The sequence below is a fragment of the Paenibacillus sp. ClWae2A genome (assembly GCF_032452295.1).
GTDB lineage: Bacteria > Bacillota > Bacilli > Paenibacillales > Paenibacillaceae > Paenibacillus.
The window spans coordinates 170,261-184,055 of sequence record NZ_JAULSQ010000009.1; the positions used below are offsets into that span (position 1 = coordinate 170,261).

The 13,795-nt window shown below is 46.7% G+C and carries 14 protein-coding genes; 6 read left to right on the forward strand and 8 right to left on the reverse strand.

The window, feature by feature from the left end:
* Positions 1–205 precede the first annotated feature (205 nt).
* The 3 genes from pdxR to QVE09_RS23255 are packed head-to-tail and all read left to right on the forward strand — an operon-like array spanning position 206 to position 3,045.
* Positions 206–1,657 (forward strand): MocR-like pyridoxine biosynthesis transcription factor PdxR, encoded by a 1,452-nt coding sequence (gene pdxR / locus QVE09_RS23245; RefSeq protein WP_315938705.1) that lies wholly within the window; start codon positions 206–208, stop codon positions 1,655–1,657.
* 12 nt (positions 1,658–1,669) lie between these two features.
* Positions 1,670–2,590 carry a D-alanine--D-alanine ligase gene (locus QVE09_RS23250; protein WP_315938706.1) on the forward strand — a complete coding sequence of 307 codons (921 nt, stop codon included), beginning with the start codon at positions 1,670–1,672 and terminating at the stop codon, positions 2,588–2,590.
* On the forward strand, positions 2,587–3,045 hold the full coding sequence (locus QVE09_RS23255) for a GNAT family N-acetyltransferase (RefSeq protein ID WP_315938707.1): 459 nt from the start codon (positions 2,587–2,589) through the stop codon (positions 3,043–3,045). The genes QVE09_RS23250 and QVE09_RS23255 overlap by 4 nt, the downstream gene beginning before the upstream one ends.
* A 206-nt stretch (positions 3,046–3,251) precedes the next feature.
* Here the strand turns inward: QVE09_RS23255 and QVE09_RS23260 are convergent, their stop codons facing one another.
* The 4 genes from QVE09_RS23260 to QVE09_RS23275 all read right to left on the reverse strand — a co-directional run bounded on the left by QVE09_RS23260 (position 3,252) and on the right by QVE09_RS23275 (position 7,413).
* Positions 3,252–4,718, reverse strand: coding sequence for a GNAT family N-acetyltransferase (locus tag QVE09_RS23260; protein WP_315938708.1), 1,467 nt, complete (start codon positions 4,716–4,718; stop codon positions 3,252–3,254).
* Positions 4,719–4,963: 245 nt separating this feature from the next.
* Positions 4,964–6,472, reverse strand: a complete 1,509-nt coding sequence (locus QVE09_RS23265; RefSeq protein WP_315938709.1) for a copper amine oxidase N-terminal domain-containing protein — start codon at positions 6,470–6,472, stop codon at positions 4,964–4,966.
* Between the two features lie 208 nt (positions 6,473–6,680).
* A complete protein-coding gene (locus tag QVE09_RS23270) occupies positions 6,681–6,809 on the reverse strand; it encodes a hypothetical protein (protein WP_017691584.1) in 129 nt (42 codons plus the stop codon).
* 136 nt (positions 6,810–6,945) lie between these two features.
* Entirely contained in the window at positions 6,946–7,413 is a 468-nt protein-coding gene (locus tag QVE09_RS23275; protein WP_315938710.1) for a DUF1877 family protein, read from the reverse strand.
* 96 nt (positions 7,414–7,509) lie between these two features.
* Here QVE09_RS23275 and QVE09_RS23280 point away from each other — a divergent pair, with 96 nt between their 5' ends.
* Both QVE09_RS23280 and QVE09_RS23285 read left to right on the forward strand, forming a co-directional pair.
* Positions 7,510–7,974, forward strand: coding sequence for a DUF4385 domain-containing protein (locus QVE09_RS23280; protein WP_315938711.1), 465 nt, complete (start codon positions 7,510–7,512; stop codon positions 7,972–7,974).
* Positions 7,975–8,078: 104 nt separating this feature from the next.
* A complete protein-coding gene (locus QVE09_RS23285; protein WP_315938712.1) occupies positions 8,079–9,386 on the forward strand; it encodes a VWA domain-containing protein in 1,308 nt (435 codons plus the stop codon).
* A 22-nt stretch (positions 9,387–9,408) separates the two neighbouring features.
* Here QVE09_RS23285 and QVE09_RS23290 read toward each other — a convergent pair whose 3' ends face one another.
* On the reverse strand, positions 9,409–10,224 hold the full coding sequence (locus QVE09_RS23290) for an SDR family NAD(P)-dependent oxidoreductase (protein WP_315938713.1): 816 nt from the start codon (positions 10,222–10,224) through the stop codon (positions 9,409–9,411).
* Between the two features lie 246 nt (positions 10,225–10,470).
* Between QVE09_RS23290 and QVE09_RS23295 the strand changes: the two genes are divergently transcribed.
* A complete protein-coding gene (locus QVE09_RS23295) occupies positions 10,471–11,130 on the forward strand; it encodes a TetR/AcrR family transcriptional regulator (protein WP_315938714.1) in 660 nt (219 codons plus the stop codon).
* Between the two features lie 131 nt (positions 11,131–11,261).
* Here QVE09_RS23295 and QVE09_RS23300 read toward each other — a convergent pair whose 3' ends face one another.
* The 3 genes from QVE09_RS23300 to QVE09_RS23310 form a co-directional block, all read right to left on the reverse strand.
* The gene (locus QVE09_RS23300; protein ID WP_315938715.1) at positions 11,262–12,323 is read right to left on the reverse strand and encodes an LLM class flavin-dependent oxidoreductase; all 1,062 of its coding nucleotides are present in this window, start codon (positions 12,321–12,323) and stop codon (positions 11,262–11,264) included.
* Between the two features lie 141 nt (positions 12,324–12,464).
* The gene (locus QVE09_RS23305) at positions 12,465–13,277 is read right to left on the reverse strand and encodes a class I SAM-dependent methyltransferase (RefSeq protein WP_315938716.1); all 813 of its coding nucleotides are present in this window, start codon (positions 13,275–13,277) and stop codon (positions 12,465–12,467) included.
* Between the two features lie 154 nt (positions 13,278–13,431).
* A complete protein-coding gene (locus tag QVE09_RS23310; RefSeq protein ID WP_036612305.1) occupies positions 13,432–13,773 on the reverse strand; it encodes a zinc ribbon domain-containing protein YjdM in 342 nt (113 codons plus the stop codon).
* Positions 13,774–13,795 lie beyond the last annotated feature (22 nt).

Below are 13,795 nucleotides of genomic sequence, written 5' to 3' on the forward strand. Positions count from 1 at the left end.
GACTAGTCATGCAATGCAACTGTAGAAATTATAGCAGCAGTACTATAGAAAATGGATCAAGTTTCACCACCAGGCCCCGGCATACTTGCCAGGGCTTTTTTGCGTTTATACGAATAACCAACCACACTCGCAGGGAAACAGAGGTATCGTGGTTCTTTCTGTCGGGTTTATAATATGGCAAGATACCAGTAGAGGGAGTGATGGGATGTATTCCGATCTGAAACTGACGGAGGACCGCCCTGTATATATACAAGTCAAAGATTATATGAAGCGATTGATGCTTAAAGGTGGCCTGCAAGCCAAACAAAAGCTGCCCTCGACCCGTGAACTCAGTACACTCATGAAGGTTAGTCGCAGCACGGTCCTGCTCGCATATGCCGAACTTGAAGATGAAGGTTTGATCTATGCCGTCAAAGGCAAGGGAAATTACGTCAGTGCCTCCATCGAAACACCTGAGGCAACAGCAAGCTGGGAACTGGACTGGACAACAGAGGTAAGCGAGTATGCCATTCAGGCAGAGCAGTACGATCTGATGAAGCATGGCTCCGGGGCAGAGCGCGGCGAGATATCGTTTACCAGCATAGCACCGGATGAAAAGCTGTTTGATCTGCACAACGTGAAGCGGGCTTTTCTGGATCGCATGTCACTTGAAGGCGAAGTACTGCTGAATTACGGATATGCGCAAGGATACAGACCATTGATGAACTATTTACTACGTTATATGGAGAACAAAGGTGTCGACCTCCGGGGCAAGGACATTCTGATCACCAACGGATTCACGGAAGGTTTCGATCTGGTGCTTGGATCGTTGCGCAAAAAAAGCGGAAAAGCGCTCTGCGAGAATCCAACGCACCACACGGCGATCAAAAACCTGAAGCTGCACCAGTTCCACTTGACCGGTGTGAATATGGAGCCGGATGGCCTGGACTTGAAGCAACTGGAACATGAACTTGAGGCAAGTCCATATGATCTGGCATATCTCGTGCCATCCTATCACAATCCAACCGGGATTGTGACGTCCCCTGCGAAACGGGTAGAGATCATCCGGTTGATGAACAAGTATCAGGTACCCATCATTGAGGACGGATTCAACGAAGAATTGCGCTATTCCGGTTCCCACGTATCTCCCCTGATCGCCAGCATGGGCAAAGGCAATGGACTGGTGTATCTGGGCAGCTTCTCCAAAGTTCTGTTCCCAGGTCTGCGGGTAGGTTGGATTATTGCGGATGCGGCGCTGATTGATTATCTGGAGAGTATGAAACGGGCACGCAGCATCCATACCTCCACGCTGGACCAATCGTTATTGTATCAATATTTGAGCAACGGTAATTTCGAGAAATATTTGAAGCGAGCTCGCACGGAGTATAAGCGAAAATACGAATTGGTTGTGCGTTGCCTGAAGCAGCATCTACCAATGTGCCGGATTTCCGGTGCGGGTGGTCTGCATCTGTTCGTGCAGTTCCCGTCTGAATACAGAACCCGTGAACTGCTGGCGGCCTGTAAAGTGAAAGGTGTAACGTTTACACCAGGGGATACCTTTTATCTGGAACCCGGTCAGGGTGTAAACACGATGCGTCTGGGTTTCTCCAGAGTCAGCGATGAGAATATACGTAAAGGCATTCGTATCATTGGCGAGACAGCAGCTCACATGAGATAAGGAGGATTTCACATGAAAGTTGGCGTGATTATGGGCGGTACATCTTCAGAGCGGGATATTTCCCTGCTCACCGGACAGGAGATGATTGCACACCTGAATAGAGACAAATACGAGGTTGTACCCATTGAGCTGAATACCAAGCGCGATCTAATCGACAAGTCAGCGGGGATCGATGTGGCACTGCTTGCCCTGCATGGCAAATACGGCGAAGATGGTACGGTTCAAGGCACACTGGAATCGCTGGGTATTCCCTACACAGGCTGTGGTGTGCTGGCAAGTAGTGTATGCATGGATAAAGACATGTCCAAACAACTCATGCAGCATGCAGGTGTGCTTACCGGAGAATGGCTGCGGGTGAGCCATATGGAGGAACTATCCTCTATTGCTGTTCAACAATTAACGTACCCCGTGGTGGTCAAACCCAATTCAGGCGGTTCCAGCATTGGTACCCAAGTGGTGAAGGAAGCTTCCGCCCTGCCCGCCGCTGTAGAGGCTGCCCTCGCCTGGGATGACACGGTCATGATTGAACAGTATATCGAAGGTGAAGAGATTACCTGTGCCATTCTGGATGGTAAGATGCTGCCGGTGATCTCCATTCGTTCGAACGCGGAGTTTTTCGATTATTCTTCCAAATACGATGACCATGGAGCCGATGAGCAGGTTGTGCATTTGCCTGTGGACCTTCACCATCGCGTTGAAGCTGCGGCATTGGCTTGCTATCAGGTGCTCAAATGCAGCGTCTACGCGCGCGTGGATATGATGATTCGGGAAGGCATGCCTTATGTGCTTGAAGTGAACACGCTGCCGGGACTTACCCGTAACAGTCTGCTGCCCAAAAGTGCAGCCGCTGCAGGCATTTCTTTTGCAGAGCTGCTGGATACCATTATTGAACTTTCATTGAAGGAAAGACCCAAGGAGGATACAACATTATGAGCCTGGATGTGACGATTAGACATAGCTCCCCTACCGATCTGCAAGATATGGTCATTCTGATGGACCAACTTGGTTATCCCACCACGTACGCCGAGATGGAAGAGCGCTACACCCATATCTCTGCCGACGCAAACTTTACCACATTGGTTGCTGAAGCACGCGGACGCGTAGTTGGACTGATCGGATTACAGACGTCTTATCTATATGAAAAGAACGGAAGACACTGCCGTATCTTGGCATTGGTAGTACACGACCAGTTCAGGGGCTCAGGCATCGGCCGTCAGCTCATTCTTGAAGCTGAGCAATGGGCAGCCACGCATAACGTGGATTCCCTGTCTCTGAACAGTGCCAATAGCCCGGAACGTGAAGCTGCACATCAATTCTATCGCCAGATGGGCTTTACAGCCGGGAGCACCGGATTTAGCAAAAAGCTACAGATTCTACAGCACACTTAACCTGTGGATGATACGTTATCTCGATTACATGAAAAAGAACGCCCCCGGCAAAATGGCCCGAAGAGGGCGTTCTTTGTTATATTTATGTCGCATCGATATATGCTTTGATTATGGGATCAATATTTGGCTGACTGTGCACCATCGATTGGAATAATAGCCCCATTAATGGTGCTTCGCCAGACAGCAGGAAGGCAACGAGACCCCTTTCAGGACTTCATAGCCTCATAGGCTGCAAGTAGTTCCTCTACTTCTACTCCGTTGATCTTCATCCCGGTCACTTGACACTGTTCCAACTGCACTCCAGATAGATCGCAATCGATGAAACGACTTCCCCCAAGATCACAATGTGCCCACTTCATGGGCACACGGTCAGATCCAAGATGTGTGTCCTGGAATTGAACGCCATCCAAAGCACAGAATTCAATCTTGCTATCGGTCAAGCGTAAATCAGCTAGCAATATATTGGTCATATTTAGATTGGTGAGTTTGCTTCCACTCAGGTTGCAGTCAGTAATCCGACTATTGGTCAGATTACTGGTGCTGTAACGGACTGAGTCCAGATTAGCTTGAACATATTCAACCACCTTTGACTCACCCGAGTGCTTGGATAATGTCTCATCACATGTTGGATCAAAAGAATCAACGGACATGTTCTTCTCATATACAAACTCATCCTCAGATGCATAGATACAAACATATCCCATTTTTTCGTAAAAATGATGATTATCCAGCTGCCGACCTGAAGTCTCCAGCTTCCAAGTTTCAATCTGCGGAAATTCAGCCTCAATAAGCCTCATGACTTGAGTTCCCACGCCACACCCCTGGCATACGGGGTCAATATAGATCTTATCGATCCTGGCATGTTTTCGTCCGAGCACGTTCACACTAACTCCGCCGATAGCACATCCATCTGATTCTACAACATAATAATCCCATTCACGGATTACGTAACGATGCATTCGAACTGACGAATAATCAGGCGGGCATAGATTGCTATCGATATCCTTCTCATTATCCGCCCAGACTTTTATGACATGATCAAAAGCACGAGTGCAAATCTCTGTAAGTACAACAGCATCTTCCTGCTGCGCTCGTCGTAAGCGAATTTCAGAATGTATCTGCTTCGGTTGCACTGGTTCGGTCTTTACTTTGAGCAGTTCAAAATAATCGTAGCACTCCTTGTCCATAAGCATCCTGCGAGAGTTATAACGAAAACCCGCATGCTCCAGAACTTTGCGTGACGGCTGATTGAAGGGCTTCACAATGCCCACAATTCGATCCAGCAAGGTATGCTCAAATAAATATGCTGTTAGGGCTCGAACTGCCTCTGTAATGTATCCTTTATTCCGGTAATCCCGGGAGATGGCGTAGGCTACTTCACGGTCAGCCCGATCCAGCAGGTCATTTGAAAATACGCCACACCAACCAATGATACGCTGATCTTCATTGTGTACAACGGCAAGCAGGATGCGTACATCTTCCGGGTTGAACTGTTCGTAACTGCCAACGACAAATTGTAAAAATTCGCGCAACTGCTCCTCGGTCATCTTCCAATCTGGCAGGACATCTGTGATTTCAGGTTGTTGGGTTAATGCATACACGGCAGCCTGATCTTCAAGCGTAAATGGACGCAACGTAACGGAGTTTGAATGGATGAATAATTGACTTTTCATATACAACACCTCTGGGGATTTATTTAGGATGACACAACAAATAGGAGCACCTCCAATAGAGGCACTCCCCGATCCGTTTCATCATTTCAGAAACGCCGAAGCTCCTCGTAATGGGTCAAAAGGACACACGTATCCCGTTCATGGTCTAACGGAATTTTTTGCGGTGTTCTTTTCACGATCATTACGAGAAATCTGGCATACTCTGAAATCCCCTCTCTTACTAAGGCTTACTTATAACGTCTCAATTAAGGACGGTCGATGTAAATCCAGCCTGTTTCTTGTTCCTTATCTACAGTAGCTCCAAGGGATTCAGCCATAAAGCGCAGCGGCACATACGTCTTGCCGTCCTTGCCTACATAGGCGGATTCCACCATGGTCACTTCTTTACCAGCAACTGTTGCTTTCTTGGAACCTACGGTCAGGACAATCTCGTCACCAGTGATGTCGTCAATGACAACGATTTGGTTCGAACCTTTGGTCCATTTCACTTCAGCATCCAATTCTTCAGACACATAGCGAAGCGGAACAAATGTTGTATTCTTAACGGTGATCGCCCCAGCGTATTCATCATCCGGGAAGAGCACTACACTTTTACTCGTGATCCCAGCTTCATCTTTCAGCAATTGGTATGCCAGTGAATTGGAATCAAAATTGCGCAGCATCTGTCCAGGCGTAATATCATCCTTCATCAGATCCATGACGCCACCCGAAACATCCACTTCATCAACTGCAACCGTTCCACCGATATTCCACTGTTCACTGTCTCCACTTACGATTACGGAGTTCACCGGCAGATCTTCGGAAGCAGGCAGCGCTACTTTCAGTTCAAAGTTTTGCTTGCGAATATCCAGCTTGCTGTCGAGATAAAAATCCAATTTCAGTTTGGTATCTGTGCCAAAGACCGTTTTGAATTCAGGGGTCTCATTCAACAGGTTGTTCAGCTCCTGATCATAATTGACCAGCATACTGTCCAGTCCTACTTTGATGATGGCATACAGAGATGCAACGGCTTCATCTTTCGATTCAGGAACGATCGAATTCAGTGTTTCATCTCCCCCGCCTTCAACCTCATTCACAGCTTCCAGTACAGGGTAGAACACATCGTACAGATCTCCAATCAGGTCTTTCAGTCCTTGCTCATCCTTCGAAATACTCGTCAGGAACGGTTTAACCATGGCAAGCATCTCTTCACCACTAACTTCCAGATGCAGCTTGGAGAGGCTAAGTGCTTCGCCATTCACGGATTCCTGTACCGGTGTTACGGAGATGTTCTTCGGATTGGACAGATGCTTCAGGACAAAAGAGAACAGTTTCGGGGAAAGTTCCTCGAGTTGTTTCTCCAGAGCCTTCGTATCCACCAATGGAAGAGCCTGTGCATCCTGGAACGTATCCAGAGACATGTACAGCGGTTTCTGGGCTCCGTCCAGATCAATGACCAATTGGGACTCATTCATGGACACATGGAAAGGTAACTTCGTTCCCTCCATGCTCAGTGTACCTTTGATCGATGCTGTCTTCGCATCTTTCATTTTGGCTTGATCAATATTCAGGGATATGGAATTAATCAGTTCAATCATTTCAAGGTCTTTTTCTGTAGCAAATTCCTTAGCCGGTTCTATGTTTATTTTCATGGATTGTCTGGATTCACCGGACTTGATACTCGCGCCATTGGCCATTGCTTTGCCAACGTCTACTCCACCCACAGCCTGACATCCTGTAAGAACAACCATTAAAAGTACTAGTGGCACTGCCATCCATTGGACTAACTTCCGATTCGTAATATGAACTCCTCCTTAGAAAAATATGGTTCATTTCCATTATGAAGGTATAGGTAATTCTTGTAAACGGATACGCAAAAAAATAAACCTAAAGGCCGGAACATGTCCGACCTCTGGTCTATCTATATTTCAGCATATCGTATGTTTCGATAAAACATCCTGCTTCATTGTGCAATGCTGGGCGTTATTCTTGCTCCTGATCTTCTGCGAGTTTCTCATCCGTTTCTTCATCTTCCGCAGTTGCGGGAGTCTCGAATTGATCCGGCTCGTCCTCTTGAATCGCTTTGTTCTCTTCGTTCTGATCCTGTGTCATATCGCATTCCCTCTCTTCTACCGGATTGTCATGTCATCAAGGCCTGAGCCTTGTGTCTATCAATAACCCGAATAGGCTTAGTTCAAACCTACTTCAGTGTCGGCCATAGAATCCCTATCATAATTTTAATGCTCATTTAGAAAACATAAAAGATGATCCCGTTCCCACTTGCAGCCGTGGCTTGAAACAAGGCCTGGATATCATCCACGGTCTGAACGATCTCCTGAAATGTCTCTTCCGCATCCCAATCTTCCATGACAGGATAGACGCCTTCAGCGATCATCTGGTCCAGACTATACCGCTCTTTTAATTCTTCCGGTGTGAGCTGCTCCAATGTCATGTAGGCTTCCAGTACCTGCTCGTTACTAAGCAAAAACAGATCCATGTCCGAATAGTTTCCCACGTATTGCTCACCTGCGAGAGGCACCACATATCCCAGGGGTGGCTCCCCTTCTAACAAGTTACCGTTCAGCGTGAATTGAAGCATCTGCCACGTTTTATCAATATCCAGATCAACTGCACAATCATGCACACTGATTTCACCTGACTTGATGGATTCAACTAGTCCCTTCGTTACCACAAGATATCTGCCGGACATTCCCATACCGTTACCCCTCCTGTGTAATTCGTTCTGTTGTTCCCCATTAACCATGCTTGTTGGTTCAGAATCGGGGTAATCCCTATCAAGGAGGGCATATAAATGAAAAAATTTGATTACAGTCTCAATTATGGTGAGTTGGATCTGCGCAAACATCCTGAGCTGTACACCGTAGGCCGGGGCGAGCAGGGTGTTCTCATGGTTGAGCCGTACAAAGGCGAGATTCTGCCACACTGGCGGTTCAAAACACCCGAGATTGCGACAGAGTCATCGGAAAAGATCTATGAGCTATTTTTGGAGTATAAGAAAAAGGGAGATTTCGTGGGTATGGATATGGCTCGTAAATTTCTCCAGATGGGTTATACACGGGCCAGACGGTATACAAATCACAAAGGAGGACGCAAATACTCGATGGAGGATGGCTCAATCTTGCCCTATCAGAATGATAAGGTGAAGGCAGAAGCCGCGGCTATATTCAAAGCACAATGGGAGATTGCGAAGACGGATCCAGACTATGTAAAAATGAAGAAGGAGCATCGGGAAAAGTACGAGTCTGAAGAGGCTTAGAAACAACGTTGAAAAGATTGACTTATGGAAACATTTGTCTCAGAATCGATCTTGTTACTGTACATTTTCATCCATTATATTGGAGAAGAGAGGCGCATCCGATTATGACAGATTCGTTCATCCATCTAAACACAGGCCAGAATATCAGTATCAACGAATTCGCCCAACTTCAGGTAACCATTCAATGTACATCATCTCCTTCTCCCTTGGATGTTAGCTGCTTTATGGTGAACGAAGAGGGAAAGGTCCCATCTGACGACTATTTTGTATTTTATAATCAGAAGGCCGATCCCCATCAAAGTGTGCTTTTGCAACAGGCAGAGGAACTGAAATCCTCTTTTGTACTGGATACGAATAAATTACGGCAGGTCCCTGTGGAAAAATGTGTGTTTACGGCTACTCTGGATGCGGGAGGCACATTCGCCGATGTTCAGGCATGTCAGGCGATTGTACAAGCTGGTTCCCAGCAGATCACTTATGAGATCACGCAGGTCACTGCGGAAACAGCGCTTATTCTCATTGAAATCTATAAGTATCGTGACGGGTTCAAAGTTCGTGCGATTGGACGAGGTTTCTTTGGTGGATTGCAGCCGCTCGCAGAGTCATTTGGTGTTGAAATTGAGAGTAACGACACCTCGGAAGCAGAACAGGTTCTTCTCACCGCACAAGCTGAAGTAGCAGCGGCCTCTCCAGAAGTCTTGGAACCTGTTGCTGCACCAAGAACGAATTCTCCGCCGCTTAACCTGACCAAGATCGATCTCCTCAAGCGTAAAGTAACCCTGTCTCTGCAAAAGAAAAAGATCGAACCAATACAGGCACGTGTTGCAGTTGTATTTGATGCATCAGGCTCCATGTACCATCTGTATCGCAAAGGCATCGTACAAGAAGCCTTCGAACGAATCCTGGCGATTGCATCAGCGTTTGATGATAACGGGGAGTTGGACGTCTGGTTCTTCGCCAAAGACTTCTTGCGTGCACCTAGCGTCACCGCCAGGGAGTTCGAGAATTATATTGAACGCACATATACGCTGGGAAGCAAAGGCGGTACCAACAACGAACCTCCTGTCATGCAGGATGTCATTCGCAAATATACGATCGAGGAGCCCGATGTGAAGATTCCAACGTATATTATCTTTTTTAGCGATGGCGGAGTCAGTCAAAAAGGAAAGATCATGCGGCTTATTACCGAAAGCTCAACCAAAAATCTGTTCTGGCAATTTGTTGGCCTGGGACAAGCCAATTACGGTATTCTTGAGAAACTAGATGATATGACTGGACGTTTCATCGATAATGCTGACTTTTTTGCTCTCGACGACATCTCCAAGATCACCGATGAAGAATTGTACGATCGTCTCCTTACTGAATTTCCAGACTGGATAAAGGAAGCTCGGGCCAAAGGCATTTTGGCCTAAAGCTTTAACCCTATACCACCAATCAGGCTTGTACTTTTTCTGCTTTACCACCCTTGGAACGTGGACGGAGCATACCTCCTACGATTCGCAACATCAACTTGCGTGGCACGAGGCGGGTGAACTGCGCTGTCCAGTAATTACTGGCCCCTGGCACAGCATAAGGTTTGCCTGACTCCAATGCCCTCATGGCCACGGCCACGACATGCTCAGGTGTATCACGTTTGCCCACGGAGGCTTCATCAGCGCCCACTACATCAAAGAACGACGTCTCGGTTGAGCCTGGGCATAGTGCCAAAAACTGAACGCCCCGCTTTCTGTTTTCTTCGTATAACGCCTCTGTAAAAGAAAGTACAAATGCCTTCGTTGCTCCATACACAGCCATATACGGATCAGGTTGAAAGGCAGCCGTCGAAGACACATTAATGACAGCACCATTTCGCTTCTGTAACATGCCTGGCAAGAAAAGATGTGTCATGTTCGTCAAGGCGAGCACGTTCAACATAATCTCCTCCTGTTGCCGGGAACCATCCACCTGTTCAAAACATCCATGGGTAGCAAATCCCGCATTGTTGATCAGCATATCGATGTGTATTCCCCGATTCTGACATTCCTCATATACGTTCTGAGGTGCATCGACTTGAGACAAATCCGATACGATCACCTCAGCCCTTACTTGATAAGTACGTTCTAGTCGTTCTGCCAATTGATTCAGTTTGGATTCTGTTCTGGCCACCAGCACGATATTTTTACCCTTGGAAGCCATTTCGAGTGCAAAAATTTCCCCAATACCCGATGAAGCACCTGTAATAAGTACCCATTGATGCTGTTCCTTTATCATCTCTCATCCATCCTCTATGCATAATTTGAACACTTGTTTTCATAAGGAAACACTGTTTCTGTGTAGAATCATCGTAACCAAAATACATGACGCTGTCAAATGCATTTGTTAAATTTGAATCTGGAGCGTGGTGCTCACTTACTAAATTCGGATTAAATTGACGTTATCCGGCGTAAAACAGTAGAATGACCATAAAAGGAAACATAGTTTCTGTTCAACAACAATACGGTTACGAGGATGAAATCAATGAAGGATCTTAATTCGGGTTCCACGGAATCTGCACATACGGTAACAACCTTTCAGGAAGCCAGACTCCAGCACTCGGATAATCTGCGGCAAAATATTGTGCATGCTGCTGCTGCTTTACTACAAGAGCATGGACCAGAAGCCGTCACGGTACGCCGTGTAGCTGAACGCATGGAGTGCTCCACCAAAATCATATATAATCTCTTCGGCAAAAAAGAAGGGTTAGCCAAACATCTGTATTTAGAGGGATGTTCCCTTATGGCCCAGCGTTTTGAAGCTATGCCCCGGCAGGAATCGTTCGAACAATATTTCCGGGATCTAGCCCACGTCTACTGGGACTTCGGCATTTCTCAATCCAGCTTCTATCAGCTGATGTTTGGAGGATCTTTTTCCGAATTCAAACCAGATGGAGAGACCTTACAGGGAACAGCAACTGCACTGAAGCAAGTGTCTGCCTTGGTTGAGGTAGCCATTGAACAGGGGATGCTTCAGGTGCAAGATCCCCTGCTTGCGGTTCGGATGATCTGGGCTCCCTTACACGGTGTTATTCATCTGTATTTGGGAGGCCATATTGAGAGTGAAGAAGCTGCCAAAACCCTCTATGATCATACGTTGTCGATGGTTATACACTCCCTTGTGAGTACATCTGCGAATGGATAAGCATTACATCTGTGCTGTTTTAGATACTTTTATAAGATAAACGAAAAAGGAGCAGACCCTTTGGCGTAATACGCCTGGGGCATGCTCCTTTATTTGGTTGACTCTATCTAGTTCCGTATCGCTTCAGTCGATTAACGTGCCTCTTGGTTCTCAGCTTCCCAACGTGCAATTTCTTTACGCACGATTGGAGCGACTTCTTTACCAAGTAGCTCGATTGCTCTCATAACCTCGTTGTGCGGCATTGTGCCGAGTGGGGTGTGTAACATGAAGCGTGTAATCCCGACTTCTTTGCGCAGGTAAATAATTTTCTGAGCTACGGTATCCACATCACCTACATACAATGCACCTTCCAGGCTGCGCGCCGCATCAAATGTCGCACGGCTGTAGTGTCCCCATCCACGTTCACGGCCCAGTATGTTCATGACTGCTTGCGCTGGCGGGAAGAATTTCTCCACGGCTTCGTCTGTTGTATCAGCAATGAAACCGTGAGAGTGAGAAGCAACGGTCAGCTTGGAAGCATCATGTCCCGCATGTGCAGCTGCTTTCTTGTACAGCTCCACCAGTGGTGCGAATTGCACCGGACGACCACCAATAATGGCAAGCACCAGTGGCAAACCGAGCAGTCCTGCACGAACTACCGATTCCTGATTACCGCCACTGCCAATCCATACCGGAAGTTTTTCCTGTACCGGGCGCGGGTAGATGCCCAAATTGTTAAAGGAAGGGCGGTGTTTGCCTTCCCAGGTTACTTTTTCCGAATCACGCAGTTTGAGCAGCAAATCGAGTTTCTCGTCGAATAACTCATCGTAGTCGTTCAGATCATAGCCGAACAGTGGGAATGATTCGATAAATGATCCCCGCCCTGCCATAATCTCTGCACGTCCGTTCGAAATGCCGTCCAGTGTCGCAAAATCTTGATATACCCGTACCGGATCATGCGATGACAGCACGGTTACCGCACTCGTCAAGCGAATATTCTTGGTCTGTGAAGCTGCGGCAGCCAGAATGACTGCTGGTGATGAAGCAGCGTAGTCAGCACGATGATGTTCCCCCACGCCGTATACATCCAGACCCACCTGATCTGCCAAAACAATCTCTTCAACAACATCGCGTATGCGCTGCGCATGACTGATAAGTTCTCCTGTTTTTACATCCGGGTTTGTCTCCACAAATGTACTAATTCCGATTTCCATTGTCTGTTCCTCCCTGGTATGAAGCGATCCGTTGTTTATCTAACCTATTGTAAGTAGATCACCTTTTGTTATATATCTTAATATTGAACTATTTTGATGAAAAACACAAGTACCCTCTGTTTCCAGAGGGCACATTTATGTTTATTTCTTTCTCCCAATGTACAGCAGATGCGACGAAATTCCCAATATGGAAGGGTCTTTGGCGGCTTCAATCATATATTGCATGAGTTCATCATACTCGCCACGCTCTTTCCAGTATTGCTGCAGCTCGTCTGTGAGCATCGCTCTAAGGCTAGATGAACCAATCAAATCAACGGTTTCAAATCCATGTTGCTCCATGAAGGGTGTAACGTCCTGAATATTAAAATAGTATGCTCCCGTAAATCGTCCTTGATCCTGATGATCGAATATGCCCTTTTCCACAAAAGAACGGATGGCTGCCATGTTATCATTCGGTTTCCAATGCTGCGGGGATTGCAGCGAATTGATACTCATGCGCATTCGGCTCTGCATGGCTACAAACACCACGCCTCCTCGCTTGGTCACACGATACAACTCCTGCACAGCAGCCATGCGCTCCTCGTCTGTCTGGAGATGATATAACGGTCCCAGCATGAGGGACGCATCATAGGTCTCGTCAGCCATACCGGAGAGTGAAGTGGCATCGAGAACATGGAATCCATCGAATTGCTGTGTCAGACCAAACTCCTGAGCCTTTTGCCGCGCAGTATTCACAGAGGAAGGTGTCAGATCTGATAAAGTGACTTGGTACCCCAGCTTCGCAAGCTCCATGGCATACTTCCCCGGGCCAGCCCCATTATCCAGGATACAACCTGTAGTGGGGAGATGTTCCCTGATGTAATGCATGTTAATGATGAATTCAATTGGTTCCCGCTCCAGTCTGCCCCATTCATCAAACCCGGAATAATATTCAATAATATGATCTCTCTTCATCGCTCTGACACCTGCCTTTTCTTATATGTAGACCACCCAACTATATTCAAAAAAATTAAATTCCAACCAGTATATATCTACTAAATATTTCCTGTCAAACAAAAAAACGTTCAATTCCCATTGAATGCGGAACGGAACGTTTCTCGATCTTATCTTATATCTTTTTCACAAACTCAGATTTCAACTTCATCGCACCCAAGCTGTCGATCTTGCAATCAATATCATGATCCCCATCAATCAGGCGGATATTTTTCACCTTGGTGCCCTGTTTAACCACAAGTGAGCTACCTTTTACCTTCAGATCTTTAATGACGGTAACGGTATCACCATCACTTAGCACATTTCCGTTGGCATCGCGGATTACTTTTGTATCCTCTGCGTTATCATTGTCTGCTTCCAAAGACCATTCATGCGCACACTCCGGGCAAACCAACAGGTTACCATCTTCGTACGTGTACTCTGAATTACATTTGGGGCAGTTAGGCAAATTAGACATATGTATTAAACTCTCCATTCTA